22 protein-coding genes are annotated in these 26,469 nt (G+C 71.1%); 11 read left to right on the top strand and 11 right to left on the bottom strand.

Translation table 11 applies throughout. The annotated features are described in order from the left end of the window. Window positions 1–2 precede the first annotated feature (2 nt). From bcsE to bcsB, 4 genes are read right to left on the bottom strand one after another with little or no spacing between them, the layout of a single operon-like run. On the bottom strand, window positions 3–1,796 hold the full coding sequence (gene bcsE / locus QTN24_RS00475; RefSeq protein WP_313834983.1) for a cellulose biosynthesis protein BcsE: 1,794 nt from the start codon (window positions 1,794–1,796) through the stop codon (window positions 3–5). A 20-nt stretch (window positions 1,797–1,816) separates the two neighbouring features. Next, window positions 1,817–5,611 carry a cellulose synthase subunit BcsC-related outer membrane protein gene (locus tag QTN24_RS00470; RefSeq protein WP_313834982.1) on the bottom strand — a complete coding sequence of 1,265 codons (3,795 nt, stop codon included), beginning with the start codon at window positions 5,609–5,611 and terminating at the stop codon, window positions 1,817–1,819. Next, window positions 5,593–6,780, bottom strand: coding sequence for a cellulose synthase complex periplasmic endoglucanase BcsZ (gene bcsZ, locus QTN24_RS00465; protein ID WP_313834981.1), 1,188 nt, complete (start codon window positions 6,778–6,780; stop codon window positions 5,593–5,595). The genes QTN24_RS00470 and bcsZ overlap by 19 nt, the downstream gene beginning before the upstream one ends. 1 nt (window position 6,781) lies before the next feature. Further along, a complete protein-coding gene (bcsB, locus tag QTN24_RS00460) occupies window positions 6,782–9,043 on the bottom strand; it encodes a cellulose biosynthesis cyclic di-GMP-binding regulatory protein BcsB (RefSeq protein ID WP_253699808.1) in 2,262 nt (753 codons plus the stop codon). 324 nt (window positions 9,044–9,367) lie between these two features. Here bcsB and QTN24_RS00455 point away from each other — a divergent pair, with 324 nt between their 5' ends. Beyond that, window positions 9,368–10,216, top strand: a complete 849-nt coding sequence (locus QTN24_RS00455) for a D-amino acid aminotransferase (RefSeq protein ID WP_313834980.1) — start codon at window positions 9,368–9,370, stop codon at window positions 10,214–10,216. A gap of 68 nt (window positions 10,217–10,284) precedes the next feature. Continuing rightward, complete coding sequence (locus tag QTN24_RS00450) at window positions 10,285–10,560, top strand: hypothetical protein (RefSeq protein ID WP_124683862.1); 276 nt, start codon at window positions 10,285–10,287, stop codon at window positions 10,558–10,560. Window positions 10,561–10,585: 25 nt separating this feature from the next. Here QTN24_RS00450 and QTN24_RS00445 read toward each other — a convergent pair whose 3' ends face one another. The 3 genes from QTN24_RS00445 to QTN24_RS00435 form a co-directional block, all read right to left on the bottom strand. Continuing rightward, window positions 10,586–12,517 carry a putative bifunctional diguanylate cyclase/phosphodiesterase gene (locus tag QTN24_RS00445; RefSeq protein ID WP_313834979.1) on the bottom strand — a complete coding sequence of 644 codons (1,932 nt, stop codon included), beginning with the start codon at window positions 12,515–12,517 and terminating at the stop codon, window positions 10,586–10,588. Window positions 12,518–12,803: 286 nt separating this feature from the next. After that, window positions 12,804–14,075 (bottom strand): diguanylate cyclase, encoded by a 1,272-nt coding sequence (locus tag QTN24_RS00440; RefSeq protein ID WP_313834978.1) that lies wholly within the window; start codon window positions 14,073–14,075, stop codon window positions 12,804–12,806. Continuing rightward, the gene (locus QTN24_RS00435) at window positions 14,072–14,677 is read right to left on the bottom strand and encodes a YfiR family protein (RefSeq protein ID WP_409558975.1); all 606 of its coding nucleotides are present in this window, start codon (window positions 14,675–14,677) and stop codon (window positions 14,072–14,074) included. Before QTN24_RS00435 ends, QTN24_RS00440 begins: the two co-directional genes overlap by 4 nt. Window positions 14,678–14,909: 232 nt before the next feature. Here QTN24_RS00435 and QTN24_RS00430 point away from each other — a divergent pair, with 232 nt between their 5' ends. Continuing rightward, window positions 14,910–15,344: a YXWGXW repeat-containing protein gene (locus QTN24_RS00430; protein WP_124683865.1), complete on the top strand. Its 435-nt coding sequence runs from the start codon at window positions 14,910–14,912 to the stop codon at window positions 15,342–15,344. 110 nt (window positions 15,345–15,454) lie between these two features. Then, a complete protein-coding gene (locus QTN24_RS00425) occupies window positions 15,455–15,676 on the top strand; it encodes a hypothetical protein (protein WP_124683866.1) in 222 nt (73 codons plus the stop codon). 80 nt (window positions 15,677–15,756) lie between these two features. On the opposite strand, the gene QTN24_RS00420 is transcribed toward QTN24_RS00425, so the two are convergent. The 3 genes from QTN24_RS00420 to glpK form a co-directional block, all read right to left on the bottom strand. Next, window positions 15,757–16,140 (bottom strand): hypothetical protein, encoded by a 384-nt coding sequence (locus QTN24_RS00420; RefSeq protein WP_124683867.1) that lies wholly within the window; start codon window positions 16,138–16,140, stop codon window positions 15,757–15,759. A 78-nt stretch (window positions 16,141–16,218) separates the two neighbouring features. After that, window positions 16,219–17,823, bottom strand: coding sequence for a glycerol-3-phosphate dehydrogenase/oxidase (locus tag QTN24_RS00415; RefSeq protein WP_313834977.1), 1,605 nt, complete (start codon window positions 17,821–17,823; stop codon window positions 16,219–16,221). A gap of 21 nt (window positions 17,824–17,844) precedes the next feature. Then, window positions 17,845–19,380, bottom strand: a complete 1,536-nt coding sequence (gene glpK, locus QTN24_RS00410) for a glycerol kinase GlpK (RefSeq protein WP_253699810.1) — start codon at window positions 19,378–19,380, stop codon at window positions 17,845–17,847. A gap of 33 nt (window positions 19,381–19,413) precedes the next feature. Between glpK and QTN24_RS00405 the strand changes: the two genes are divergently transcribed. Both QTN24_RS00405 and purU read left to right on the top strand, forming a co-directional pair. Continuing rightward, window positions 19,414–20,232, top strand: a complete 819-nt coding sequence (locus tag QTN24_RS00405) for a DUF4743 domain-containing protein (protein WP_313834976.1) — start codon at window positions 19,414–19,416, stop codon at window positions 20,230–20,232. A 47-nt stretch (window positions 20,233–20,279) separates the two neighbouring features. Continuing rightward, window positions 20,280–21,146, top strand: coding sequence for a formyltetrahydrofolate deformylase (gene purU / locus QTN24_RS00400; protein WP_124683871.1), 867 nt, complete (start codon window positions 20,280–20,282; stop codon window positions 21,144–21,146). A gap of 58 nt (window positions 21,147–21,204) precedes the next feature. Here the strand turns inward: purU and QTN24_RS00395 are convergent, their stop codons facing one another. Further along, a complete protein-coding gene (locus QTN24_RS00395; protein WP_313834975.1) occupies window positions 21,205–21,975 on the bottom strand; it encodes a DeoR/GlpR family DNA-binding transcription regulator in 771 nt (256 codons plus the stop codon). 158 nt (window positions 21,976–22,133) lie between these two features. Here QTN24_RS00395 and QTN24_RS00390 point away from each other — a divergent pair, with 158 nt between their 5' ends. The 5 genes from QTN24_RS00390 to QTN24_RS00370 are packed head-to-tail and all read left to right on the top strand — an operon-like array spanning window position 22,134 to window position 26,377. Then, entirely contained in the window at window positions 22,134–23,252 is a 1,119-nt protein-coding gene (locus tag QTN24_RS00390; protein WP_124683873.1) for an ABC transporter ATP-binding protein, read from the top strand. A 1-nt stretch (window position 23,253) separates the two neighbouring features. Then, a complete protein-coding gene (locus QTN24_RS00385; RefSeq protein WP_313834974.1) occupies window positions 23,254–24,354 on the top strand; it encodes an ABC transporter ATP-binding protein in 1,101 nt (366 codons plus the stop codon). Beyond that, window positions 24,351–25,235, top strand: a complete 885-nt coding sequence (locus QTN24_RS00380; protein ID WP_313834973.1) for a sugar ABC transporter permease — start codon at window positions 24,351–24,353, stop codon at window positions 25,233–25,235. Before QTN24_RS00385 ends, QTN24_RS00380 begins: the two co-directional genes overlap by 4 nt. Continuing rightward, window positions 25,228–26,058 (top strand): carbohydrate ABC transporter permease, encoded by an 831-nt coding sequence (locus tag QTN24_RS00375; RefSeq protein ID WP_313834972.1) that lies wholly within the window; start codon window positions 25,228–25,230, stop codon window positions 26,056–26,058. The genes QTN24_RS00380 and QTN24_RS00375 overlap by 8 nt, the downstream gene beginning before the upstream one ends. Before the next feature lie 10 nt (window positions 26,059–26,068). Continuing rightward, window positions 26,069–26,377 carry a DUF2160 domain-containing protein gene (locus tag QTN24_RS00370; protein WP_124683877.1) on the top strand — a complete coding sequence of 103 codons (309 nt, stop codon included), beginning with the start codon at window positions 26,069–26,071 and terminating at the stop codon, window positions 26,375–26,377. Window positions 26,378–26,469 lie beyond the last annotated feature (92 nt).

The raw sequence follows: 26,469 nt of genomic DNA, 5'->3' as shown, positions 1-26,469 counted from the left end.
GGTCAGTCCTGACGTTTGAGGGGCACCGGATGCGGCGCCGGCAGGGTGCGCGGCGCGGCGCCGGGGCCGGGGCGGCGGGGCGGTACCAGCGGCAGCGACACGGCGGCCGGCCCGGGTTCGGGTTCGGATTCGGGCGCCACTTCAGGCATGGGCGGCATGGGCGGCAGGTCGGCGGCAGCGGCGTCGGCGGTGGCCGGAGAGGTTGGACCCGCCGGCTGCGCCGGCAGCCAGTTGCCGTAGTCGGGCGGCGGATACGCGGCGATCTCCGCTTCCAGCCGCGCCAGTTCGGCCGTGATCGATTCGTTGTCGCCGCTGCGCAGGTCGCCCTGGAACAGGTCGGCCATGGGCCGCTGGAACACGCGCTGGCAGACCGCATCCACGTCGTCCAGCCGGCAGGCGAAGAAGAACGCATAGAGGCTGTCGCTGCCGGCGGTGCACAGGTCGCCCGCGCGGCTCATGCGGCAGGCGCGCAGCGCGTCGACGTGGGCCACCTCGGGCAGCAGCGGCAGTTGCAGCAGCACGTGCGGCAGGCGGATCATGCGGCTGCGCTCCACCGCGTCGCGCACCAGCGCCACGAACGTGGGCGCCGCCACGTAGCCGCTGGCCGTGGTGGTCAGCACCGCCGACAGCGCGTTGTGGTAGTCGGCCAGGATCGGCCGCGAGAACACCTGGCCCTGCAGCCCGTCGATCATCGCCTGCATCCGCGCGAATGGCGTGCGCTGCGCGATCACGGCGTTGGCGCCCAGGTTCAGCATCAGCAGTTCATAGTGCTGGCGCATGGCCTCGCGGTCCTCGCGGATCACGATCTTCAGCGCGCGGCCGGCGCTGCGGCGCAGCCGGTGCACCTGCCCGGCCAGCATCTCCAGGTCGCGCGTGCCGGCGTAGTGCAGGATCACGGTGGCCGCCACCGCCTTGCTGGCCGTGGCCACGGCGGCCTCGTTGCTGTCCACCACGCGCCACGCTTCGGGGATGAAGCGCTCGCGCAGCACCGCGTCGCGGCTGGCAATCACGCGCTGCTCGTCGGGCGCCAGCATGCCGGCCTGCTCGATCGTGTCGCTGTACGTGTCGGCCGCCACCATCAGCCGGTGCTCGCCCGGCGCAAAGCGCAGCCGCACGATCTCGCCGGCCACCACGGCCTGGTTGTCGCGCCAGAACGCCACCTCCCACGTGTACTGGCCCTGTTGCTGCGATAGCTGCACGGCGCCCGCAAAGCGGCCGTGAAAGCCGTGCAGGTCCGGCCCCGGCTGGCCGTCGGCCGCCTCGGGCGGCGCCATCGCCAGCAGCAGCGCGCAGCGCTCGTCGGCGCACCAATCGCAGAGCCGCACGCCCTCGGCCGCCAGCGCCGCGGCGTCGTGCCAGCTGAAGAATGCTTCCGCGCCTTCCAGCAGGAACGTGGTGCCGCGCGCGCCGCACTGGTCGACCAGCGCGTCGAGCGCTTCCATCAATGTGTCGATGCCGGCGCGCCCCGGCTGCGGCCGCAGCGCGCACAGGTTGGCGCGCGCGTGGAGCGCGCGGTTGACCTCGATGTCGAGCCCGTGCTCGCGCAGCGCGGCGGCAATGCCGTCGGCCTCGCGCGTCGACAGCACGCAGGCCGGGCCGCGCAGCGCGCTGGCGGCGGTCTGCCAGAACAGCGCGTCCCGGGCCGGCGACGGCGGCGCGTAGACCACGTGCGCGCGGCCCGGCGCCAGCGTGGCCAGCGCCGGGGCCAGGCCCTCGATCGCCAGCGTGGCGCGGGCCTGCAGCCGGGCCAGCAGCGGGGCGGGGCGGGGGGCGGAGGCGTGGGCGGCGTCGTTCATCGAAGGTCCTGTGGGGCCGCTCAATAGGCCGAGTATGGCCGCACGGGCGTCGGCGGGAACGGCACCGGCAACTCGCGCTTGTCGAACAGGTAGCGCAGCCAGGCCATGGCGCGATTCGGCGCGTAGTCGCGCGAGCGGTCGATCGAGAACCCGGCGCCCACCACCCAGTGCGGCGCCAGCGTGTATTCGACGGTCGCGCCCAGCGTATAGCTGAAGCCGCCGCCCGACCCGCCGCCATAGGTGGCGTTGCCGCTGGCCGCCTGCAGGTCCGGCCGCGTGGGAAAAAACGGCGCGGCGTCCTCGTAGGTCCACGACCAGCCGGCCGATCCCAGCAGCCGCCACGACCACCTGGCATGGCGGCCGGTCCAGTCCAGCGGAATGCCGACCGACAGGTAGCGCTGCGGGCTGTAGTAGCCGCCGTGCCCGAAGGTGTAGAAGCGCTGGTTTTCCGAGTAGTGCCACCAGTTGAACACCAGCCCGCTGGTCACGCGGTGATCGCGCTGGGCGTAGACGGGCACGTCGAAGCCGGTGCGCAGCGTGACCTCGCGGTTGGTCTTGACGTTGTCGCCCGTGTAGACGCCGGCGCCCACGTCGGCAAACAGGCCCAGCCGGCCCACGTCGCGCGCGTAGCGCAGGTGCACGCCGTTGCGGACGATGCCGCCCCAGTGCTCGCCGGTCACCGGATCGCGCGCGCCGGCGTACGAGATCAGCGAACTGGTTTGCGCGCGGCGCGACACGTCCACGGTCACCGACTGCACGCCCAGGTCCGCCCGGTAGCGCAGCCCGCCCACCACCGTGGTTTCCAGGAAGCCCAGCGGCGTGGTGCCGATATCGGCGCGCCAGCTGTTGTAGGCCCCGTCGTACTCGTAGCCGGCCGCCAGCGCCACGCCCTTGTCGGTCTGGCCGATGTTGCCCAGCCCGGCATTGCCCAGCGCCGGGATCTTGCCGAACTCCAGGTTGCGCAGCGGCGCGGTGCCGCGCAGCGTGCCGGCATCGAGCAGCACCGTGTCGGCATGGAAGAACATGTGGCCCGTGTAGCCGTGCGGCACGCGCACGTACAGCGGGATCTCGGTGGCGTGCAGCCGCGAGATGCCGTCGTCGCCGGACTTGTTCGACTGCATGACCGCCGTCGCCACCTCGCCCTGCCGCCGCGCGTCCAGCCCGGCCAGCGCGCGCTGGGCCGGCGTGCCGTCGGCGCCCGGCAGCACGCTCTCGCGCTGTTCCAGCGGCAGCGCCGCGCGGTACAGGCCGGCGGCCTCGTCGAAATCGCCGCGCGACTGCGCGATGCGGCCGCGCTGCACCGTGATGTCGGCGCGGCCCGGAAAGCGTGCGTCCAGCGCGTCCACCACCTCGGCGGCCTCGTCCTCGCGCCGCAGCGCGGTGAAGCGGCGCGCCACCGACAGCCGCGTGTCGATATCGTCCTCGGGCGCCTCGGCCAGCACCGTGCGGACGATGTCCAGCGCCTGCGCGGTCTGGCCCATCCGCTCGTACTGGCGCGCCAGCGTCAGTTGCGCGCCGGCGTCGTGCGGCTGCGTGGCCAGCACCCGGCGGGCCGCGTCGGCCGCGCCCCGGTAGTCACCGCCTGCCTCGCGCAGGTCGGCCAGTTCCAGCAGCCAGCGCCGGTCGGCCTGCTGCGCGGCCGGCACCGCGTCCAGCACCTGCTGTGCGCGCCGCAGGTCGCCGGCGGCGATCTGGCGGTCGGTTTCGCGCAGCGCCAGCCGTAGCGACTGGTCGGCCAGGTCGGCCTGCTCCTCGGCGGTGGCGCCGGGCAGCGCGCCGGTATCGGCGATCCACTGGCGCAGCGCATCGTCGCGGTCGGCGGCGGCCAGCAGTTCGCCGTAGCGCAGCCGGATGTCGACGTGCGGCGCGTCGGGGTGCGCGGCCAGCCAGTCGCTGACCAGCCGCAGGCCCTTGTCGGTCTCGCCCAGCGCAATCCATTCGCGGCCGACCGACGCCAGCATGTGCGGATCGTCGGCGGCCTCCGCGGCGGCCTGGTCGAGCAGGCGGCGGGCGTCCGCGTCGCGGCCCTCGGCCACGCGCTGGCGTGCCTCGCGCAGTTGCTGCTGCGCGGCCAGGTTGCGGGCCAGCCCGCGCATGCTGTCCGAGCGCTCGGCCTGCGGCACGCCGGCCAGCATCGCGGCGGCGCCGTCGATGTCGTCCACGCTGTTCAGGTACAGCGCGCTGGCGTAGCGCATGTCGTTGCTCGGCGCGGCGCGCATGCCGTCGTCCATTACGCTGCGGCCCAGCGCCGGCAGACTCAGGTCACGATAGATGCGGGCCAGCGTGAAGCGCGTCCACGGGTCGTCGGGCCGCAGGCGGATGGCGTCTTCCAGATCGCGGATGGCCGGGCTGCGCTGTTGCCGGGCCAGCGACTGGTCGGCGCGTACCGACAGCAGGTCGGCCCGCATCGCGCGCAGCTCGGCGGCGGACCCCTGCATGCGCGCGGCCTGGCTGGCGATCAGCGGCTCCACCTCGGCATCGCGGCCTTCCTTCTGCAGGATGCCGACCAGCGTGCGCAGCGTGCCGACGTCGGGCCTGGGGCGGGCCAGCATCTGGCGCAGCAGCGTTTCGGCCTCGCGGTTCTTGTCCTGCGCCACCAGTGCGTCGGCCAGGATGCCCTGCGCGTCGGCGTTGGCCGGCTGCTGCGCCAGCGCCTGCCGTGCCAGCCGCTCGGCCTCGGCCGGCTTGCCCTGGCGATTGGCCTCGCGCGCCTTGGCCACGGTGCCCCAGAACGTGGCCGTGCCGATCAGGCTGCGCCACTTGTCGCTCGGGTCGAGCTGGTTGGCGCGCGTGAACAGCTCGCGCGCCTCGTCGTGGCGGCCCTCGCGCAGCCGCACGAGTCCCAGCCCGCCCACCACCTCGGCATCGTCGCGCCGCTTGCGGTACGCCTGCTGCAGCGCGATGTCGGCGTCCTTGAGCTGCCCGCGCTCCAGTTGCGCCAGCCCGCGCTGCCGCGCCTGCCAGGCCGGATCGGCCTCGCGCTGCTTCTGCGCGGCCACGCGCTTGCCCAGTTCGGCCAGCGTGTCCTGCGCGCCCTTGTCGTCGGGCACGGCCTTCACGTAGCGCTCGAACCAGACGTAGTAGGCCGGGTCGTCGTTGACGCGGTACAGCGTGCGCCGCCAGATGTCGAGCGCGGTGGCCCGGTCGCCCTCGGGCTGCTGCGTGACTTCGTAGAGCAGCGCAAAGCCTTCCTGCCGGGTGCCGGCGCGGTCGGTCAGCAGGTCGCCCAGCGTCAGCTTGAGCTGCATGTCCGACGGGTTCGCGCGGATCCGCTGGCGCAGTTCGGCGATGGCCCGCGTGCGGCCGTCCGGCGTGCCCGAGAGAATGCGGTAGTAGTCGCGCGTCAGGCTGCCGGCCGGCGCGCCGCGCGGAAACAGCTTCTGCAGCCGCTGCACCGCTTCTTCGTCCTGGCCGCTGCGCGACAGCAGGCGGATGTTGGCCATCTCGCGCTTGTCGCGCGTGGCGATGCGGTAGGCGTCGTCCAGCTCCCGCGTGGCGGCGCTGCCGGGCGCCACGGCCTGCAGCTTCCTGAGCAGCTTGTCGGCCTCGGCCGGGCGGTTCGAGCGGATCTCGATCAGCCCGAGCAGCTTCAGCGCCTCGGGCTCGTTCGGGTTGATCAGCAGCGCCTTGTCCAGAATGCCGCGTGCCATGTCGGCGCGGTTGCGCGCCTCCCACATCCGCGCGGCGGCCAGCAACTGCGCCATCTGGGGCGACGGCGCGGCGCGCGTGGCGGGGGCGGGATCTGCGGCAAGGGCAGGCATGGTGGAAGTGGCCAGCAACACGGCCAGCGTGGGGGCTAGCGCGCTGCGGGGCATGTGGATGTCCAGGCCGGCACCAGCGTGCCGTCCGCCTCGAAGCGGAAGTGTCCGTCCAGATGGCCCAGCCCGAACAGCGCCAGCACCTGGCTGTAGTAGCCCAGCGGCGCCTGCGCGGCCATCGTGCGGGTGCGCTGGGCCTGCCCGCGCGCCGCGTCGGCCAGCCCCAGCGCCGCCAGATACGGAGCCACGGCGGCCGAGAACCCCGCGTTGCCGGCGTTCGCACCGAACGTGCCGGCCTGCGTGTCCACGCGCTCGGGCGGATGGCCGTGCGCCACCACGTAGTCGGCCATCGGGCGGAACCGCTGCAGCACCGTGGTGCGCAGCGGGTCGCGCGGGGCGGTCATGCCGGCCCACAGGTAGACGCGGATGGCGTTGTACGACCCGCCGGCCTGCGTCTGCGCGTCGGGCTGGAACCCGCGGCCCTTCTGGTACACCGCCCAGTCGGGCGAAAAGCCTTTGGGCGCCGTATCGACGATCAGCCGCGCCGATGTGTCGACGAGCGTCTTCCAGCCGGCATCCTCGGCGCCCAGCACGGCGGCCAGCCGCCGCATCACGGGCAGCGGGACGTAGCTCGGGTTCAGGCGCCACGTGTCCGGCGTGGGATGGAAGCCGGCCGGCCCCGGCAGCAGCGTGCGGCCCAGCCCGGGCAGCACGGCCGATTCCTCGCGCAGCGCGCGGCGCGCCAGCACGGTGCCCAGCGCGGTGTAGCGCCGCACCTGCCAGAGCCGGCCCGCTTCCAGCAGCGCATAGGCGATCCACAGGTCGGCGTCGGACGCCGGGTTGCTGTCGATCACGCCCCAGGTGCCGGCCTGCTCGCCCTCGGTGCGCTTGCCCCAGATCCACGCGGGCAGGTGGGCGGTCAGGTCGCCCTGGGCCAGGTTGTTCTCGGTCCACGCCAGCAGCCGGTCGAACGTGGCGCGGTCGTTGGCGGCCAGCGCGAAGAACAGCCCGTACGACTGGCCTTCGGATACCGTCACCTGCTGGTCGCTGCTGTCGTCGATGACGCGGCCGTCCTGGCTGATCGTGGCGCGGCGGAAGGCGTCCCAGTCGGGCCAGGGGCAAGACGCGGCGGGGGCGGCCAGCGCGGGCAGGGTGGCGCCGGCCAGCGTGCACGCCACGGCGCAGCGGATCGACACGCGCTTCAGCCAGGCCCGTGCCCGCCGCATGTCACCCTCCGTTGCGCCGCGCGGCCAGCCGGCCCAGCGCCCAGAACAGCGTCAGCGCCACCAGCAGCCCGGCCAGGATGCCGCCCAGCGCCAGCAGCGCCGGGTGCGCCGACATCGTCATCCACAGCCGCGCATACCAGGGCAGGTTGCCGACGTAGTAGGTCTCGCCCAGCCGCAGGCCCTCCAGGTCGCGCTGGCGGATCACGGTCAGGTCGCCGCGGATCTGCGCCACCTTGCCGGGGTCTTCCAGCACGTCCAGCACGTCGCGCACGCGGTCGTCGCTGGACGCGGTCAGCGCCACCACGCTGCGCCGCTCGGCAAACGGGGATTCGAAGCCGATCAGCGCGGCCAGCGGGCCGTCGGCGGACAGGATCGCGCGGCCGGCCGGCGAGATGTTCTCGCTGTCGGTGCCGCCAATCCAGTTCGACCACGCATGCGCGCGCTGGTCGCGCAGCGCGATCTCGGTCTTGCCGCGCTCCACCAGCAGCGGCAGCGACTTGCCCCACCGCTGCAGCACCTGCGCGGCGCTGCCGGTGCCGATGATGACGAGGTCGCGGTGCTTGACCGATTCGATGGCGCGGGACGGCGCCACGGTCACGCGCAGCGACGGCAGCCCCGTCCACTTGCCCATGTGGCCCAGCACGGTCAGCAGCGCCTCCTGGTCGATCGTGGTCGGCGCGTCGGGGATCACGATCGCCGTGTCGGCCAGGTCGGCCATGCGCGTGAACGGGTAGCCGCTGTTGGCAAAGAAGGCCAGGTTGGGCAGCGCCGCGTAGTGCAGGAAGCCGCTGAAGTCGATCGACGAGTCGGGGTCCACGGCGGCGCGCGCCACGTTGGCCGCCGTCGACGCGCAGAGCCCGGTCTTCTGCGAATCGATGTGGAAGCGGAACTGCATCTGGTTGTTGCTGCCCACGCGGAACGCCGGGATCAGGATCTCGTTGCTGACGCTGGCGCTGCCGCCCGACAGCAGCGGCACGCTGACCAGGTTCTCGTCGTTCTGCACCGTCAGCGGCTTGAGCCGGTACGAGCGCACGAGCTGGTCGTTCACGTCGATGCTGAGCACCGAGTCGTTGTACGTGGACGGCGCCGTGTAGCGGTACTTCATGTTCATGGGCACCGCGCGGTCGTTCCAGCCGAACAGGTCGGCCGGCACCTTCAGGTTCACGCGGATGGCGTCGGGGCTGGCGCCCGAGACCTGCAACTGCTGCGGATCGGTGACCAGTTCCTTGAACATCACCGGGCGGTCCACCGGCGCCCAGGCGGGCGCGTCGTAGGGGCGGCGCGGCTGGCCCAGATCCACCGACTTGACCAGCGTGCTGGCGCCGGCCATGCCGGCCTTGCCCAGCACCACCGCGTTGGCGGCCACTTCCAGCTCCTGCGGCGTGCGCCCGGCCAGCACCAGCAGCTTGCGCGCGGGGTTGGCCGGGTTCGGCATCACGCTGACGGTCGGCCCGTCGATCTTGTCCAGCCGGATGCCGTCGGGCTGCGCGTTCGGCAGCACCAGCGCGATGGCGTGGGCATCGCCCGGTGCCGTGCGCGTGACCGGAAAGCGCAGCTCGCGGTAGCTGGCCAGCGCGCCCAGCCACGACGCCACCACGCCGGCGGCGCGCAGCGTGACCGGATCGGCATTGGCGGGCAGCACAAACGGCACGGTCACGCGGCGGTTGTCGCGACGGTCGAAGAACGGCGCTGGTAGCAGGGCCAGGTTGTCGGGCAGCGTGACGGTGGACTTGGTCAGCGTCAGCGTGCTGGTGGGGCTGATGTCGGTCCAGAGGCTGGAGTGGTACGGGTCCTCGCAGTGATCGAGCGTGTAGTGCGCGATCATCTGCACGTTGATGCGGTTGAAGTCGGTGAAGAAGCGCGGGTCCAGGTCGACCTCGCGCGACACCTGCTGGCCGGCGTGCTCCTTGTCCAGCGGCAGCGTGGCCACCACCTCGTCGTTGAGCCGGATCTTCAGGTGCGACAACGGGTAGACCAGCGACGGCGAATACGTGAAGACGAGCTTGAGCCGGGCCGCCGTGACCACCTCGTCCAGCCGCACGCCCACGTTGACCGTGCGGTCAGGGTCGACGCCGCGCAGCGGGATCGTGTAGTTGGCGCCCATCTGGGCGAAGGTCAGGGACTGGGTGCGCCCCGGCGGCAGCGCCGCGGCGTCGGAAGCCGGGGCCGTGGCGGCCGGCGCGCTGGCCGGGGACTGGGCTGCGGCCGGCCCGGGGGCCAGCCCCGCGCACCATGCCATCGTCATCGCGACAGCCATCGGCATGCAGCCACGTAGCAGGCCTGACACGAGTTCCGTCATATCGGGGCGCCCTGTGAGTGTCGCGCGGCGCGAACCGCGCTTCGGAAGGTTACTGCGTGGCGAATATAGCACGCCACTTTCGGCCAGCAGCAACGGTTTGCGGGCGGGCAACGGTGAATTAAGAAAGATTCAATTCATACGCGCGAAGGTCCCAAAAACTTTCAGTTGCATCGGCCGGAGAGGCAGTTCCACGCGTGTAGGACATGCCGAATTTGCATGAGGTGGCGGGCGGCCGTGTGAAACAATGCCAGCCATCGTCTTCCATTTTCCAAGAGGAAACCACCCGCCATGTCCGAAGCCGTCGTCCTGCTGAACGGGGAGCTGCTCCCGTTGTCCGAAGCCCGCATCCCTGTCCTGGACCGGGGGTTCATCTTCGGCGACGGCATCTACGAGGTGATCCCGCTCTACAACGGCAAGCCGTTCCGCGGCGCCCAGCACCTGGCGCGGCTGGCGCGCAGCCTGGCGGCCATCGGCATCCCGAATCCCCATACCGAATCGGAATGGCTGGCCCAGATAGACCGCGTGGTGCAGGCCAACGGCATGGCCGACCAGATGGTCTACATGCAGGTCACGCGCGGCGTGGCCAGGCGCGCCCATGCCTTTCCGAAGGAAGTCACGCCCACGGTGTTGATCATGACCAACCCGATGGCGCTGCCGCCGGCCGCCGCCGTGGAGCAGGGCGTGGCCTGCGTGACGATGGAAGACCGCCGCTGGCTGAACTGCCAGATCAAGTCGACGTCGCTGCTGGGCAACGTGCTGGCGGCGCAGGCCGCGGCCGAGGCCGGCGTGACCGAGGCCATCCAGTTCCGCGACGGCTACCTGACCGAGGCGTCGGCGTCGAACGTGTGGGTGGTCAGCCAGGGCCGCGTGTCGGCCCCGCCCAAGGACAACCTGATCCTGGAAGGCATCCGCTACGGCCTGATGGAGGAGCTGTGCGCGGCGATGGAGATTCCGTTCGAGGCGCGCCGCCTGACGCGCGACGAGGTGTTCGGCGCCGACGAGGTCATGATCTCGTCGGCCAGCAAGGAACTGCTGCCCGTGGTGAAGATCGACGGCCAGGCCGTGGGCGGCGGCACGCCGGGGCCCGTGTTCCAGCGGCTCTACGCGGCCTACCAGGCGGCCAAGGCGGCGCTGTAGTCACACCGGCGCCGGCGCGCCGGTGCTAGGATGGCCGCTGCGGTAATCCATCGATAGGAGGCTGTCTCATGGCCAAGCGCGAGCGCAGCGGGCGCGTCATCAAGGAAGAGGTGAGCCGGCGCATTCAAGGCATCGACGAGATTGCGGACGAGGGGATGCGGGTTCGCGTGCCGGACCCCACGCCCCATGCGCGCGACGCGCGCGGCCGCAACTGGGACATGGCCCGCTTTGGCAACGCCCGCGGCTACGAGGCCGCGATCCGGGCCGTGGTGGACGAGGTGCGCGACGAGTTCGACCTCGTCGACGACCCGGCCAGCCACGTGCCGAACCCGTTCGGCGACTGACCGGCCGCCCGCCCGCGGCAGGCGTTCAGCAAGCCAGCCCCGGCCACGCCGACTGCGGCCGCCATCCCGCGATGGCGCGCGCCGGCAGCGGCTGGGCGAACAGGAATCCCTGGCCCACGTGGCAGCCCTGTTCCAGCAGGAACTGGCGCTGGTAGGCGCTGGTCACGCCCTCGGCCACCACATTCAGCTGGCGTGCCCGGCCGATGCGGATCACGGCCTCCACCAGCGTGCGCGTGGCCTCGCTGGTCTCCAGGTCCAGCAGGAAGCTGCGGTCCAGCTTGATTTCCTCCACCGGCAGCCGCGTGAGCTGGCTCAGGCTCGAAAACCCCGTGCCGAAATCGTCGATCGACAGCCGCACCCCGAGCGCGCGCAACGCGCCGATGGTGGCCTCGGCCTCGGCCGTCTGCTCCAGGAAGACCCCCTCCGTAATCTCGATGGTCAGCGAGCCCGCCGGCAACTGGTTGGCCTCCAGCGCCTGCGCCACCACGCCGGGCAGCCCCGGATCGCGGATGCACAGCGGCGACAGGTTGACCGATACCCCCGGCACCGCCGCACCGGCCTGGCGCCACAGGCCCTGCTGCGCGCAGGCTTCGCGCACGGCCCAGTAGCCGAGCGCCACGATCAGGCCCGATTCCTCGGCCAGCGGCACGAAGACCGACGGCGACACGTCGCCACGGCGCGGATGCGGCCAGCGCGCCAGCGCCTCCACGGCCCAGAGCTCGCCCGTGGCCAGGTGCACCTGGGGCTGGTAGTGCATGCGCAGGCCGCCGCTGGCGATGGCTTCGCGCAGGTCGGCTTCCAGCGCGCGGCGGTCGCCCAGCCGGCGGGCCAGCGCGGCGTCGTACACGCAGACCTGGTTGCCGGGCTCGCCGCCGTGCTGGCGCTTGGCCAGCTTGGCCTGGTAGACCGCCAGGTCGGCGTGGTGCAGCAGCGTGGCGCGGTCGGGCGCCGGTTCGGTCGACAGGCTGATGCCGATGCTGGCGGACGTGGACAGCCGCCGCCCGTGCCCGATGTCGATCGGCGCGGCCAGCGCCTGCAGCAGCGTCTGCGCGGCGGCCAGCGCGGCGTCGCGGTCGTGCCCAGGCAGCAGCACCGCGAATTCGTCGCCCGACAGGCGGCCGACCACGGCCTCGGCGTGGCGCGCGTGCGCGACGTGCTGGAGCCGCGCCGCCACCTCGGTCAGGAAGCGGTCGCCGGCCACGTGGCCCTGCACGTCGTTCACGCGCTTGAAGTCGTTGAGGTCCAGGAACAGCGCCGCCAGCGGCGTGCCGTCGGCGCGGGCGCGGGCCACGGCGGCATCGGCGCGCGCCAGCAGCAACTGGCGGTTGGGCAGGCCGGTCAGCGCGTCGTAGCTGGACAGCCGGTGGATATGCTCCTGGGTCTGGTCGCGCGTCAGCGCCAGCGCGCAGAGGTCGGCGGCCACGGCCACCAGGTGCTCGTGGAACGGTTCGGGCAGGCGCGGCGTGGTGAAGCACAGGCCGAAGGTGCCAAGCACGCGGCCATCGGCGGCGCGCACGGGCGTCGACCAGCTCGCGGCCAGGCCGGCAGCCTGCGCGGCGTCGCGCAGCGTTTCCCAGCGGGGGTCTTGCGAAATGTCGCCCACGGCCACGGGCTGGCCCAGGAACGCGGCGGCGCCGCACGAGCCCGATTGCAGGCCGATCGGCAGATTGTCGAAGCCGGCCACGGCGGCCGGGTCGGCCGACGGCATCGCCACCAGCCGCAGCCGGCCGTCGGCCACGCGCATGACGGCCGCCATCGCGCCCGGCGCCAGCCGCTCCACGCGGCGGCACAGGTCGGCCATGATCCCGGCGGTCGGCAGGTCGCGCGCGAGCGCTTCCACGGCAGACCGCTGGATGTCCCACAACGCCTCGGCGGCGCCGTCGAACCGGGAAACCTGGGGGTGCGCCTTGACCGCGACCACGGCATCGATCGCCTGCTCCAGCGCCTGGGTACGCATGCTTTGTGACTTTCTCGTTATTTTGGAATTCGGTGCGTGCGCCCGGCCATCTCCCTCGATGGCCGTCCAGCCGCACGCCCCCGCGAGTGTAAGCCGGTTCCTTACCGCCGACGGACAGGGTTTGCCCGGTTTCGCAACATGCGCTGCCGCGCCGTCAACCCCTCGTTGGGGGACCGGCGGCCCGCCGGCGCTTGTGCCGCGCGGGACGTGACACGGGCATGACGGACGTCAAGAGGATGTCAGCGGGCGGTTAGAGGGTTTCTTCGGATTCGGGCGGCCGGGCGCCCTAGGCGTGCGACGGTGGCGCGGCCGCCTCGGCGCTGCGCCACGTGGCGCCGGACTGGCGCTTGGCGCCGTACATCGCGGCGTCGGCCGCGCGCAGCAGCGCGGTGGCGTTGCGCGCGTGGATCGGGTAGATGGCCAGCCCGATGCTGAGCGGCGCCGTGATGGCTGTGCCGTCGGGCAGCAGCAGCGGGGCGGCCATGGCGTCGAGGATGTCCTCGGCGATGTGCACGGCGTCCTCGGGATGGCGCAGCGCGCCGATCAGCACCGCGAACTCGTCGCCGCCCAGCCGCGCCACGCTGTCGGACTCGCGCAGCCGCGCACGGATGCGCTGGCCGATGCCGACCAGCACTGCGTCGCCGGCGGCGTGGCCGTGGCGGTCGTTGATGCCCTTGAAGTCGTCGCTGTCCAGGTAGAGCACGGCCGCGTGGCAGTGGGTGGCCGCCGCCGCGCGCACGGCCACATCCAGCGCCTCGGTGAAGGCGGCGCGGTTCAGCAGGCCGGTCAGGCTGTCGTGCGTGGCGCGGTGGGCCAGCGAGCGGTTTTCGTGCTGCAACTGCTTCTGCCACGCTTCCAGCTCGTCCAGCAGCACGTTGAAGTCCTCGGACAGCGCGTTCAGTTCCGCGATCCTGGCCGGCGGCATGCGCTGGCCGAACGCGCGTTCGGACCGCACCGCGTGGGCCACCCGCATCAGGCTGCGCAGCGGATCGACGATATGCGCCAGCATGCGGCGCGACATGTAGTGCGCGCCGATGGCCGTCAGCAGCAGGCACGCCACCAGCCCCAGCGCGCCCTGGAGCAGGAAATGGAGCAGCGCGATGGGGTCGCCGGCCACGCGCACGCTGCCCACCTGCTGGGATTCGTGGATGACCGGCAGCTCGACCGGGCCGGACGTCAGCAACTCGCCAGCCAGCGCGCGCAGCGCCGGCAGGTGGTCCTGCTCCGGCCGCCGCCACGCCGCCAGCGGCTGGTGGTCGCGGTCGAACACGGTGACGGCGGCCACGTCCTCGGCGCCGGCGATGGCGGCCAGCGTGTCGGCGGTGGCGGCATCGTCGCGGAACACAACCGGCGCCTCCACCGTGTAGGCGATGGACCGCGCCACGAGCTTCAGGTTGTGGTCGGCATAGGCGCGCAGCGCGGTCATGCCCAGGAACGTCAGCGAGATGCCGGCCGTGAGCACGGCGATCAGCGCCACGCCCAGGTGGATGCGGCGCAGCGCGCTGTAGAGCGTGGGCCGCAGCGGGGGGCGCGGGCGGGGCCGGGCGGGTGCGGTCATGGCGCGGGCGCCTTGCGGCGTCCCAGTTGCAGCACGCCCGGATGCACGTGGATGCCGCTCCGTGCGATGGCTTCCAGATGGATGCGGAACGACACCTGCTGGTCGCGGATGTTCAGGCAGAACATGCTGCTGCCTTCGCACTCGAAATCTTCCTCGGCCACCACCAGCACCGGCTTGCCGACGAACGCGGCGGCCAGCGGGCGGCGGCGCGCCTCGGTGACGGCGCCCAGGTACAGCGCGTCGCACTGCGGCACGAGCGCGTCGGACACGGTGTCCACCCGGCGCGCGTCGACCAGCCGGCCCGTGGACAGCGTGCCGCCTTCCATCAGCTTGCCGGCGTAGCGGGCGCCGCCATCGACGCACAGCCGCAGCGTCTCGCGCTCGGTGGGCCACCGGGCGTAGCTGAGCAGGCTCAGCACCACGCGGGCCACGGCTTCGGGGCGCGATGGCGGGGCCGACGCGCCGGAAGCCGGCAGCGGCGTGGCGGGCGGTGCGGTGGCCCCGGCCAGCCCGGCCAGCAGCAGCCACGCCGCCAGCGCCAGCCGGAGCGGGCGGCGCTGGGGGCCAGGGCGGGAGGCGGGGCGGGGCAGGTGTGCGGCGATCGACAAGGCGGCGGGCGTGGAGAGGGGGTCGGATGGATCGTGGACGCTCTCCAGAGTGTCGGCGCGAACCGGCAAAACTGTAGGGACGGGCCGCCGCGGCGCCCGGAATCGGCGGTAACGCCCCGAAACCGTTTCTTACATCACAGGGTCCGGCCCGTGGGTACACTGCTGCCTGTCGGTCCGAGGGTGCCGGGGCACGGCGCCCGCCGAACAACACAAGAAAGGGTCCATCATGCAACGCCAAACCTTGCTGCGTGCCGCCGCCGGCGCCGCGCTGATCTGGTCCGCCGCCGTCTTCGCGCCCACCGCGATGGCGCAGGTCAATATCAACATCGGCATCGGCACCCCGCCGCCGGCCCCGATCTACGAAGTCGTTCCCGCGCCGCGCGCCGGCTACGTCTGGGCGCCCGGCTACTGGTCCTGGGACGACCACTACCGCAAGCATGCGTGGAAGAAGGGCCACTGGGTGGCCGAGCGCCCCGGCTACGTCTACGAGGCGCCGCGCTGGGTGCAGGCCAGCAACGGCTGGGTGATGCAGCCCGAACGCTGGAACCGCGGTCCGGACTACGACCGCTACCACGGCCCGCGCCATGACGACCATCGCGGCGGGCCCGGCCCCAAGGGCTATCACTGCCCGCCGGGCCACGCCAAGAAGGGCGAGTGCTGAGGCCCATGTCGCGGCCCCGGGCCCGCGCCGCCGCCATCGCCATGCGGTGACGGCGCGCGGCGGGGCCATGCTAGGATGCCCGGGCACAGCCGACTACCCGGAGCCCCGACATGCCCAAGCAGGTGTTCTCCCGCTCGCAGTATCTCGACATCCTCAATGACAGCCTGCGCCGCCATCCCGGCTTCCAGCCCGGCATGGCGTTCGTGTTCCTGCCGCCGGGCGCCAGTGCCGAGCAGGCGTCGGGCGTGGGCTGCACCGGCCCGCTGGACGCGCTGGCGGTCTACTGCGAGATCGAGCGCGTGGCCGCCGGGCTGATCGAGGTGCGCGACTAGGCCGTATGGCCGTGACGGCCGTGACGTGGCCGGTCCCAGGCATCAAAAAACGCACCCGAGGGTGCGTTTTTCGTTGGGGCTCAGCCTTCGTCTTCCTCGTCGTCGAGGAATTCGCGCCGGAGCATCCAGTTGGCGATGGCTTCGTCGCAGACCTTCTTGAGCTTGCCCTTGTCGGGCAGCTTGTCGAACATCTGGAAGTTGACCAGCGCCATGCCGGCGTCGGTGATGTAGAACAGGCGTTCGGGCTCGTCGTAGTGGACGATGCGGCCGTCGATGCCTGCTTCCTCGCTGTCGGCGGGCATGTCTTCCAGTTCCACCACGCGGCAGGTGAAGCGCGGGCTGCGCGTGTGGGTGAGGTACTCGAACTCGTCGTGCGTGACCTCGCCGCCCTTGCCGGCGGTGATGGCGAAGCCCCAGATGAACCGGGGCATCGGCAGATCGGACAGATCGTCAATCTCGTCCATGGTGTTCTCCCTGATGCGTCAGCCGGCATTATCGCCGAAGTCCCGCGCCACGGGCAGCACCCGCCGCGCCGCGCCGCGTCATTCCAGCAGGTAGCCGCGCGCCAGCGCGCCAAAGTCCTCCAGCTCGCGCGCCTGCCAGGCGGCGTCGTGGCCCAGTTCCTCGGCCAGGATCTCCGCCACGCGCGGCGCGCCGGCCAGCGCGGCCCGGGCGTCCAGGAACAGCGCGCGGTTGCGCCGGCCGAGCACGTCCTCCACCCGGCGCGCCAGTTCGTGGCGGGCCGCAAAGCGGACGTGGGCCTCGGTCAGGCCGGAGGCCGGCACGATCGTCGCGTCGGTGCCGGGCAGCGCGCGCACCAGCGGCAGGTCGGCGCCGTAGTAGCGGTCGGGCGAGCCCGAGTTGGCCGGGGGCAGGTCGTCGGGCATGCCGGTGGCGCCGTGCAGCGGCAGGCTGGCCGTGCGGCACGGCGCGGCGGGCAGCATCTGGCGCTGGATCGCGGTCTCGATCACGTCCTCGGCCATCTTGCGGTAGGTGGTCCACTTGCCGCCGGTGACGGTGATCAGGCCCGCGCGCGACACGAGGATCGTGTGCTCGCGCGACAGCGACGCGGTGGACGACTCGCCCGTGGCCTTGACCAGCGGCCGCAGCCCGGCCCAGACGCTGGTCACGTCGGCGCGGGACGGGTCGCGCGCCAGGTACCGCGCGGCCGTTTCCAGGATGAAGTCGATGTCGTCGCCCGTGGCGCGCGGTTCCAGCGGGAGGTCCTTGCGCGGCGTATCGGTGGTGCCGACGATGACGTGGCCGTTCCAGGGCACCAGGAACAGCACGCGGCCGTCGTCGGTCTTCGGGATCAGGATCGCGCGGTCGCCGGGCAGGAAGCTGCGCGGGATGGTCAGGTGCACGCCCTGGCTGGGCGCCACCATCGTGCGCGCCTGGCCGTCCTCCATCTGCCGCACCGCGTCGACCCACACGCCGGTGGCATTGATCACGCAGTCGGCGCGCAGTTCGAACGTGGCATCGCCCAGCGCGTCCTGGGCCGTGACGCCGGTGACCACGCCGTTGCGCTGGGCCAGGCCGGTCACGCGCAGGTAGTTGACGGCCGTGCCGCCCACGTCGAACAGCGTGCGCATCAGCGCCATGGCCAGCCGCGCGTCGTCGAACTGGCCGTCGAAATAGAGGTTGCCGCCGCGCAGCGGCCGGCCGCCGACGTGCTCGGCCAGCGTGGGCACCGCTTCCAGCGTCTCGCGGTGGTTGAGCCAGCGGCTGCCGGACAGGTTCTGCCCGCCGGCCAGCATGTCGTAGACCTTGAGCCCGATACCGTAGAACGGCTGGTCGAACATCTGGTAGGCCGGCACCACGAAGCCCAGCGGCCACACCACGTGCGGCGCGTTGCGGGCCAGCAGGCCGCGTTCGTGCAGCGCCTCGCGCACGAGGCTGATGTTGCCCTGGGCCAGGTAGCGCACGCCGCCGTGCACGAGCTTGGTGGCCTTGCTGGACGTGCCCTTGGCAAAGTCGGCCGCTTCGAGCAGCAGGGTGCGATAGCCGCGCGCGGCGGCGTCGAGCGCCGTGCCCAGGCCGGTGGCGCCGCCGCCGATGACGATCACGTCCCAGCGCGGCGTGCGCGCCAGCGTATCGAGCAACTGGGCCCGCGAGGGAGGCTGGACCGGAGGTACGGAGGTAGACATGGTGGTTCGGGCGTTCGATGTTCAGGTTGCGCTGTCGTTGCCGTCCCGGGCCCAGTCGCGGGCGCGGTCGACGGCGCGGTGCCAGCGGGCGATGCGGTGCGCGCGGGCGTCGGCCGACAGCTTCGGCTCGAACCGCTGCTCCACCTGCCACTGGCGCGCGATCTCGCCGGGGTCGGTCCAGTAGCCGGTGGCCAGGCCGGCCAGGTAGGCCGCGCCCAGCGCCGTGGTCTCGGTCACGCGCGGCCGTACCACGGGCGTGCCCAGCAGGTCGGCCTGCATCTGCATCAGCAGGTCGCTGCGCGACGCGCCGCCGTCCACGCGCAGCTCGGCCAGCGAGATGCCGGCGTCCTTCTGCATCGCGTCCAGCACGTCCACGCTCTGCAGCGCGATCGATTCCAGCGCGGCCCGGGCGATATGGGGCCCGCCGGTGCCGCGCGTGATGCCGACCAGCGTGCCGCGCGCGAACGGGTCCCAGTGCGGCGCGCCCAGCCCGGCAAAGGCGGGCACCAGCACCACGCCGCCGGTGTCGTCGCACTGGCGCGCCAGCGGGTCTACCTCGGGCGCGCTGTGGATCAGCTTCAGGCCGTCGCGCAGCCACTGGATCGTGGCGCCGCCCATGAACACGCCGCCTTCGAGGCAGTACTGGGTGTCCTGGCCGATCTGCCAGCCAATCGTCGTGATCAGCCGGTTGCGCGACGTCACCGGCTGGTTGCCCGTGTTCATCAGGATGAAGCAGCCGGTGCCGTATGTGTTCTTGGCCATGCCCGGCTTCAGGCACGCCTGGCCGAACGTGGCGGCCTGCTGGTCTCCGGCGATGCCGGCGATGGGCACCTCCACGCCGAACAGCCGCGCCGACGTGCGCGCCACGTGGCCGCTGGACGGCACCACCTCGGGCAGCAGGCTGCGCGGGATGTCCAGGATGCCAAGCAGCTCGTCGTCCCAGCGGAAATCGTGGATGTTGAACAGCAGCGTGCGCGAGGCGTTGGAGACGTCGGTCACGTGGCGCGCGCCGTCGGTGAGCTGCCAGATCAGCCAGCTGTCGACGGTGCCGAAGGCCAGCTCGCCGCGCTCGGCCCGCGCCCGGGCGCCGTCGTAGTGGTCCAGCATCCAGCGCAGCTTGGTGCCCGAGAAGTAGGCGTCGATGATCAGCCCGGTCTTGCGCTGGAACGTGTCGCCGTGGCCGGCGGCCTGCAGGTCCTCGCACATCGGCGCGGTGCGGCGGTCCTGCCAGACCAGCGCGCGGCCCACCGGCTCGCCGGTCTTGCGGTCCCACAGCACAGTGGTCTCGCGCTGGTTGGTGATGCCGATGGCGCGAAGCTGCGAGCCGCTGACGTTGGCGTCGCCCAGCACCTCGTGGGCCACGGCAAGCTGCGACTGCCAGATTTCGTACGGGTCGTGCTCGACGTGGCCGGGGTGCGGATAATATTGCCGGAATTCGCGCTGGGCGATCCGTACCACATTGCCGGCGTGATCGAACAGGATGGCGCGCGAGCTGCTGGTGCCCTGGTCCAGGGCCAGCACGTACTGCGGCGATTGCGTGGAAGGCGTGGATGTCATGCGGTCCATCCGTAACGGTGAAATGGCTTCTCTATGTCCGATATTGTCAGCGTGGTGGCTGCCGGCGTGGCCGCGCGCAGCCCCTTTGATCCGTCCGCCCACCTGCGGCTGCTGGCCGACGGCCGGCACGTGGGCTGGCTGCCGCGCACCCATGCCGACGTGCTGCGCGGCTGGCCCGGCACGCTGGGGCCGGAGCAGGGCGGGGCGGTGGCGCTGCTGCCCGGCCGCGATGACCGGGCCGGGCGCGACGCGGCGCTGGCCGCGCTGGCGCGTGACCTGGCCGACGCGGGCCACGTGCGCGGCTGGCGCAACGAGCTGTTCGCGGTGACGCCGGCGCCGGACGCGGTGCCGTTCGCGGTCATCGAGCGGGCGGCGGCGCGGTTCCTGGGGCTGCTGACGTTTGCGTCCCACATGAACGGCATCGTGGCCGGCCAGCGGGCGTTCTGGATCTCGCGGCGCAGCCCGTCCAAGGCGGTGGACCCGGGCATGTGGGACAACCTCGTGGCCGGCGGCGTGCCGGCCGGCAGCGATCCGCTGGAGACGCTGGTGCGCGAATGCGACGAGGAATCGGGCATCCCGCCGGCGCTGGCCGGGCAGGCCCAGGCCCACGGCGCGCTGGACGTGCTGCGCGAAATCCCCGAAGGCGTGCAGTGGGAGCGCGTGTATATATATGACTTGCTGCTGCCGCCGGACTTCGTGCCGCACAACCGCGACGGCGAGGTGGCCGAGCATCGGCATATCGACCCGGAGGCATTGCTTGCTATCATGGCGGGCCGCGCCATGACCGTCGATGCCACGCTGGTGACGCTGGATGCCCTCCGCAGGCGCGGCTGGGCGTCCGTCCAGCCCTGAATGTCCCGCATCGCGGCCCGGCCTTGCCCAACCCCGATTTGCCCCAAATGAGCACCACTGGTTTTATCCTGACGCTTTCCTGCCCGGACCAGCCGGGCATCGTGCACGCCGTGTCCGGCCTGCTGTTCCAGCATGGCTGCAACATCGTAGATTCTGACCAGTACGGCGACGCCTTTACCGGCCGCTTCTTCATGCGCGTGCATTTCAGCGCCGCGCCGGGCGGCCCCGGCCTGGCCGAGTTGCGCCAGGCGTTCGCGCCCGTGGGCGACCAGTTCGGCATGCAGTGGAACGTGTTCGACGCGACGGTCAAGCCGCGCGTGATGATCATGGTGTCCAAGATCGGCCACTGCCTGAACGACCTGCTGTTCCGCGCCAAGGTGGGCGGGCTGCCGGTGGAGATTGCCGCGATCGTCTCGAACCATCGTGATTTCTACCAGCTCGCCGCGTCGTACGACGTGCCGTTCTTCCACCTGCCGCTGATGAACGCGTCGGCCGAGCAGAAGGCCGCGCAGGAAGCCCGCGTGTTCGAGGTGGTGCGCGACCAGAACATCGACCTCGTGGTGCTGGCCCGCTACATGCAGGTGCTGTCCGACGACCTGTGCCGCAAGCTCGAAGGCCGGGCCATCAACATCCACCACTCGTTCCTGCCCAGCTTCAAGGGCGCCAAGCCGTACTACCAGGCCCACGACCGCGGCGTGAAGCTGATTGGCGCCACGGCCCACTACGTGACGGCCGACCTGGACGAGGGCCCGATCATCGAGCAGGAGATCGAGCGCGTGGACCACAGCATGGACCCCGAGCAGCTGACCGCCGTGGGCCGCGACGTGGAATGCGTGGCGCTGGCCCGTGCGGTCAAGTGGCACGCCGAGCACCGCATCCTGCTGAACGGTCACAAGACCGTGGTCTTCAAGTAAAGGCCGCAGCCCCTCTCCCGCCAGCGGAGAGGGGTGTCCCCCCGGCGATGGGCGGCAGTCATGTCGCATCCGCCACCACACATTTCACTCCGCTGTCCACCAGCATCGCGTCATAGGGCGCGTGCAGCGGCTCGTCCGTGAACAGCCTGTCGATGCTCGACAGGGGGGCCAGTTCCACCATGGCGCGGCGGTTGAACTTGCTGGCGTCGGCCGCCAGCCAGATCTCGCGCGAGTGTTCCATGATCGTGCGGGCCACCTTGACCTCCCGGAAGTCGTAGTCGCGCAGCGTGCCGTCGGTCTCGATGCCCGAGATGCCGATCAGCCCGATGTCGACCTTGAACTGGCGGATGAACTCCACCGTGGCCTCGCCGATGATGCCCCGGTCGCGCGAGCGCAGCACGCCGCCCGCCACGATCACCTCGCAGTCCGGGTTGTCGGCCAGGATATTGGCCACGTGCAGGTTGTTGGTGATGACCCGCAGCCCCCGGTGATGCACCAGCGCGCGCGCCACCTCTTCCACCGTGGTGCCGATGTTCAGGATCAGCGAACAGCCCTCGGGCACCGCCGCCGCCACCGCGCGCGCAATGCGCTGCTTGCCTTCGGCGTTGAGCACCTGCCGCTGCCGGTAGGCAATGTTCTCGGTGGTCGATCCCTCCATCCGCACCCCGCCATGAAACCGGGCCAGCATGCCGTTCTCGGCCAGCAGGTTCACGTCGCGCCGCACGGTCTGCAGCGTCACGCCGAACTTGCGCGCGAGTTCGTCGATCGAGGCAAAGCCCTGGGTGCGCACTTCCTCTAGCAGGGCGGTCTGGCGGGGATTAAGCGTCATGCCGGGCATTCTAGATCAAACAGAAACGAAAACAAATGACGCACCGCAGTATTGTTTTATGTTCGTTTTTGCGCTAAAACGCACCCGACGACTGGAAAAGTGCGCCTCGGCCGCGGTTTTCGAAGTGGCTGAGCAAGCACAGGAACATTGGAGACTGGATGCAGCTCAGCCTGGAAGGCATTGCGCAGCAAGTGGGATCGCAAGCCTATCTTTACCCGATGTCGCTGGCCCCGGTGCCGGGCGCCGTCACCATCCTGCTGGGGGCTACCCAGGCCGGCAAGACGTCGCTGATGCGCGTGATGGCCGGGCTCGACAAGCCCACCGCCGGCCGCGTGCGGGTGGACGGCGTGGACGTGACCGGCGTGCCGGTGCGCGAGCGCAACGTGTCGATGGTGTACCAGCAGTTCATCAACTACCCGTCGCTGACCGTCTTCGACAACATCGCCTCGCCGCTGCGGCTGCGGCGCGACAGCCGCGACGACATCGCCGCGCGCGTGCGCAGCCTGGCCGGGCGCCTGCATATCGAGCACCTGCTGGCGCGCTATCCGGCCGAGCTGTCCGGCGGCCAGCAGCAGCGCGTGGCGCTGGCCCGGGCGCTGGCCAAGAACGCGCCGCTGATGCTGCTGGACGAGCCGCTGGTCAACCTGGACTACAAGCTGCGCGAGGAATTGCGCGAGGAACTGACCCACCTGTTCGCGCAGGGCGATGCCACGGTGGTCTACGCGACCACCGAGCCGGCAGAGGCGCTGCTGCTGGGCGGCCACACCGCCGTGCTCGACGCCGGCGAGCTGCTGCAATACGGGCCGACACCCGAAGTCTTCCACTATCCCGCCTCGCTGCGCGTGGCGCGCGCGTTCAGCGATCCGCCGATGAACCTGGTGGAAGGGGTGCTCGATGGTGGCCACGTGACGCTGCCGGGGCAGATCCGCATCCCGATGCCCGACGTGGCCGCGCCCGGCGGGCCGGTCACGGTGGGTATCCGCGCCGGGGCGCTGCGGCTGCAGCCAGTGCCGGGCGCCGTGGCCGTGCCGGGCAAGGTGGCGCTGGCCGAGCTGTCCGGCTCCGACACGTTCGTCCATATCGACACGGCCGCCGGCAACCTCGTGGCCCAGTTTGCCGGGGTGCTCGACCTGCGGCTCGGCGCGCCGCTGGCCATCCACGTGGAGCCGGGCCAGATCTACCTGTTCGACGCCGCCGGCCAGCGCATCCACGCGCCGCGCCGGCCCGGCGCCCTGGCCGACGCGGCCAGCACGCCGCTCAACGAGACGGGAGCCTGACATGGCACGCATCGACCTCGATCTCGCCCATTCCTACGTGCCCCATCCCCAGAAGGACGACGACTACGCGCTTCTGCCGCTGAACTTCACGTTCGAGGACGGCGGCGCCTATGCCTTGCTGGGGCCGTCCGGCTGCGGCAAGACCACGCTGCTGAACTGCATCTCGGGGCTGCTGCGGCCGTCGCAGGGCACCATCCGCTTCGACGGGCAGGACGTCACCGACGCCTCGCCGCAGGCGCGCAACATCGCCCAGGTGTTCCAGTTTCCGGTGATCTACGACACGATGACCGTCGGCGAGAACCTGGCGTTCCCGCTGCGCAACCGGGGCGTGCCGGCCGCGCAGGTCAGGGAGCGGGTGGGCCGGGTGGCCGAGATGCTCGACCTGTCGGGCTGGCTGGACCGCCGCGCCAGCGGGCTGGCTGCCGACGCCAAGCAGAAGATCTCGCTGGGGCGGGGGCTGGTGCGCCAGGACGTGTCGGCCATCCTGTTCGACGAGCCGCTGACCGTGATCGATCCGCACCTGAAATGGCAGTTGCGGCGCAAGCTCAAGGAAATCCACCACGAATTCCGGCTCACGCTGATCTACGTGACGCACGACCAGACCGAGGCGCTGACGTTTGCCGACCAGGTAGTGGTGATGTCGCGCGGCAAGGCCGTGCAGGTGGGCGCTGCCGATGCGCTGTTCGAGCGGCCGGCGCACACGTTCGTCGGCCATTTCATCGGGTCGCCGGGCATGAACTTCCTGCCCGGCCAGTGGCGCGACGGCGCCATCGAGGTGGCGGGGCGGCGCTACATGCCAGACCTGCCGCCCGCCACACTGGCCGCGCTGCAGGCGGCCGGCAGCTTCCGCATCGGCGTGCGGCCCGAATACCTGCAACTGGCCCCGGCCGACGACCCCCAGGCCATGCCGGTGCGCGTGGCCCGCGCGCAGGACATCGGCACGTACTGGCTGATGACGGCTACGGTGGACCATGGCCAGGACGCCACGCTGCGTGCCCGGCTGGGCACAGAGGCCGCCGCGCTGCGGCCCGGCGATACCGCGTGGCTGACCGTGTTCAACCGCCACACCTGCTTCTATATCAACGAGGAACTGGTCTCATGAAGCCCGTCAACCAGAAAGCCTGGCTGCTGGTCCTGCCGGTGGTGATCTGCGTGGCGTTCTCGGCGATCCTGCCGCTGATGACGATCGTCAACTATTCGGTGCAGGACATCATCTCGCCGGAACGCCGCGTCTTCGTGGGCACCGAGTGGTTTGCCACGGTGCTGCGCGACGGTGAACTGCACGACGCGCTGCTTCGCCAGCTCGGCTTCTCGCTGGCGGTGCTGTGCGTGGAGATACCGCTGGGCATCCTGCTGGCGCTGGCAATGCCGGCGCGGGGCTGGCAGGCGTCGGCCGCGCTGGTCATCATCGCGCTGTCGCTGCTGATTCCGTGGAACGTGGTGGGCACGATCTGGCAGATCTTCGGCCGCACCGACATCGGCCTGCTGGGCGCCGCGCTGGACGGCATGGGCTTCGACTACAACTACACCGGCAGCGCGGTGGATGCCTGGGTCACGGTGCTGGTGATGGACGTCTGGCACTGGACGCCGCTGGTGGCGCTGCTCTGCTACGCCGGGCTGCGCGCGATTCCGGACGCCTACTACCAGGCGGCCCAGATCGACGGGGCGTCGCGCTTCGCCGTGTTCCGCTTCATCCAGCTCCCCAAGCTGCGCGGCGTGCTGATGATTGCCGTGCTGCTGCGCTTCATGGACAGCTTCATGATCTACACCGAGCCATTCGTGCTGACCGGCGGCGGGCCGGGCAACGCCACCACGTTCCTGTCGCAGTATCTGACCCAGAAGGCCGTGGGCCAGTTCGACCTGGGGCCGGCCGCCGCGTTCTCGATCGTGTACTTCCTGATCATCCTGCTGACCTGCTTCGTGCTCTATAACTGGATGCAGCGCGCCGGCACGTCCGGCACCGAGGAGATGCCCCATGGCTGAGCGCACCCTTCCCGGCCAGCGCCCCGGCTGGTGGCGGCCGGTGTTCCTGACCCTGTACCTGCTGTTCGCCATCGTGCCGATCTACTGGATGGTGAACATGTCGTTCAAGACCAACGAGGAAATCGTCTCGTCGCTGTCGCTCTGGCCGGCGTCGTTCACGCTGGAGCACTACGTGACGATCTTCACCGATGCGTCGTGGTACTCGGGCTACATCAACTCGCTGATCTATGTGCTGCTGAACACGGTCATCTCGATCGGGGTGGCGCTGCCGGCCGCCTACGCGTTCTCGCGCTACCAGTTCATTGGCGACAAGCACGTGTTCTTCTGGCTGCTGACCAACCGGATGACGCCGCCGGCCGTGTTCCTGCTGCCGTTTTTTCAGCTTTATACGACGATGGGGCTCATGGACACCCACCTCGGCGTGGCGCTGGCGCACCTAGTGTTCAACGTGCCGCTGGCGGTCTGGATCCTGGAAGGTTTCATGTCCGGCGTGCCGCGCGAGATCGACGAGACCGCCTATGTGGACGGCTACTCGTTCCCGCGTTTCTTCCTGACGATCTTCCTGCCGCTGATCAAGGCCGGCGTGGGCGTGGCGGCGTTCTTCTGCTTCATGTTCAGTTGGGTGGAACTGCTGCTGGCGCGCACGCTGACATCGGTCAACGCCAAGCCGATCGTGGCGACGATGACGCGCACGGTGTCGGCCTCGGGCATGGACTGGGGCGTGCTGGCGGCGGCCGGCGTGCTGACCATCGTGCCGGGCGCCATCGTGATCTGGTTCGTGCGGCACTACATCGCGAAGGGCTTTGCGATGGGCCGCGTTTAAGGAAACTACGATGCTGAGCTGGATGGTATGGACCACCCCGGTGGCCGTCTTCTTCTCGCTGGTGGTGCTGATGCTGGTGGGCATGACGATCTGGGAGGTACGCGCGCCCACGGTGGAGCGCAAGGGCTTCCTGCCGATCGCCACCACGCGTGGCGACCGCCTGTTCATCGGCCTGATGTGCGCGGCCTGGATCAACCTGGCCTGGGTGGGCCTGGGCGAGAAGATGCAGGGCTGGTTCCAGTTGCAGGCCGAGCCGTCGGTGTGGATCAGCGCGGCGGTGTCCGCCGTGGTGCTGCTGGTGATCATGCGCCACGGCTGAGCCGGGGCGCGTCTTTGGGGTTTGGCGTTCATGGGCTGCGAGATCTTTGTCCCTTCCCCGGGGCCGCAACCCAGGTACAGAGCCGGGGAAGG

The organism is Cupriavidus sp. SZY C1 (genome assembly GCF_032190535.1).
GTDB lineage: Bacteria > Pseudomonadota > Gammaproteobacteria > Burkholderiales > Burkholderiaceae > Cupriavidus > Cupriavidus pauculus_C.
The sequence above is the reverse complement of the archived record's forward strand: the minus strand, read 5'-3'. Positions and strand labels throughout refer to the sequence as shown.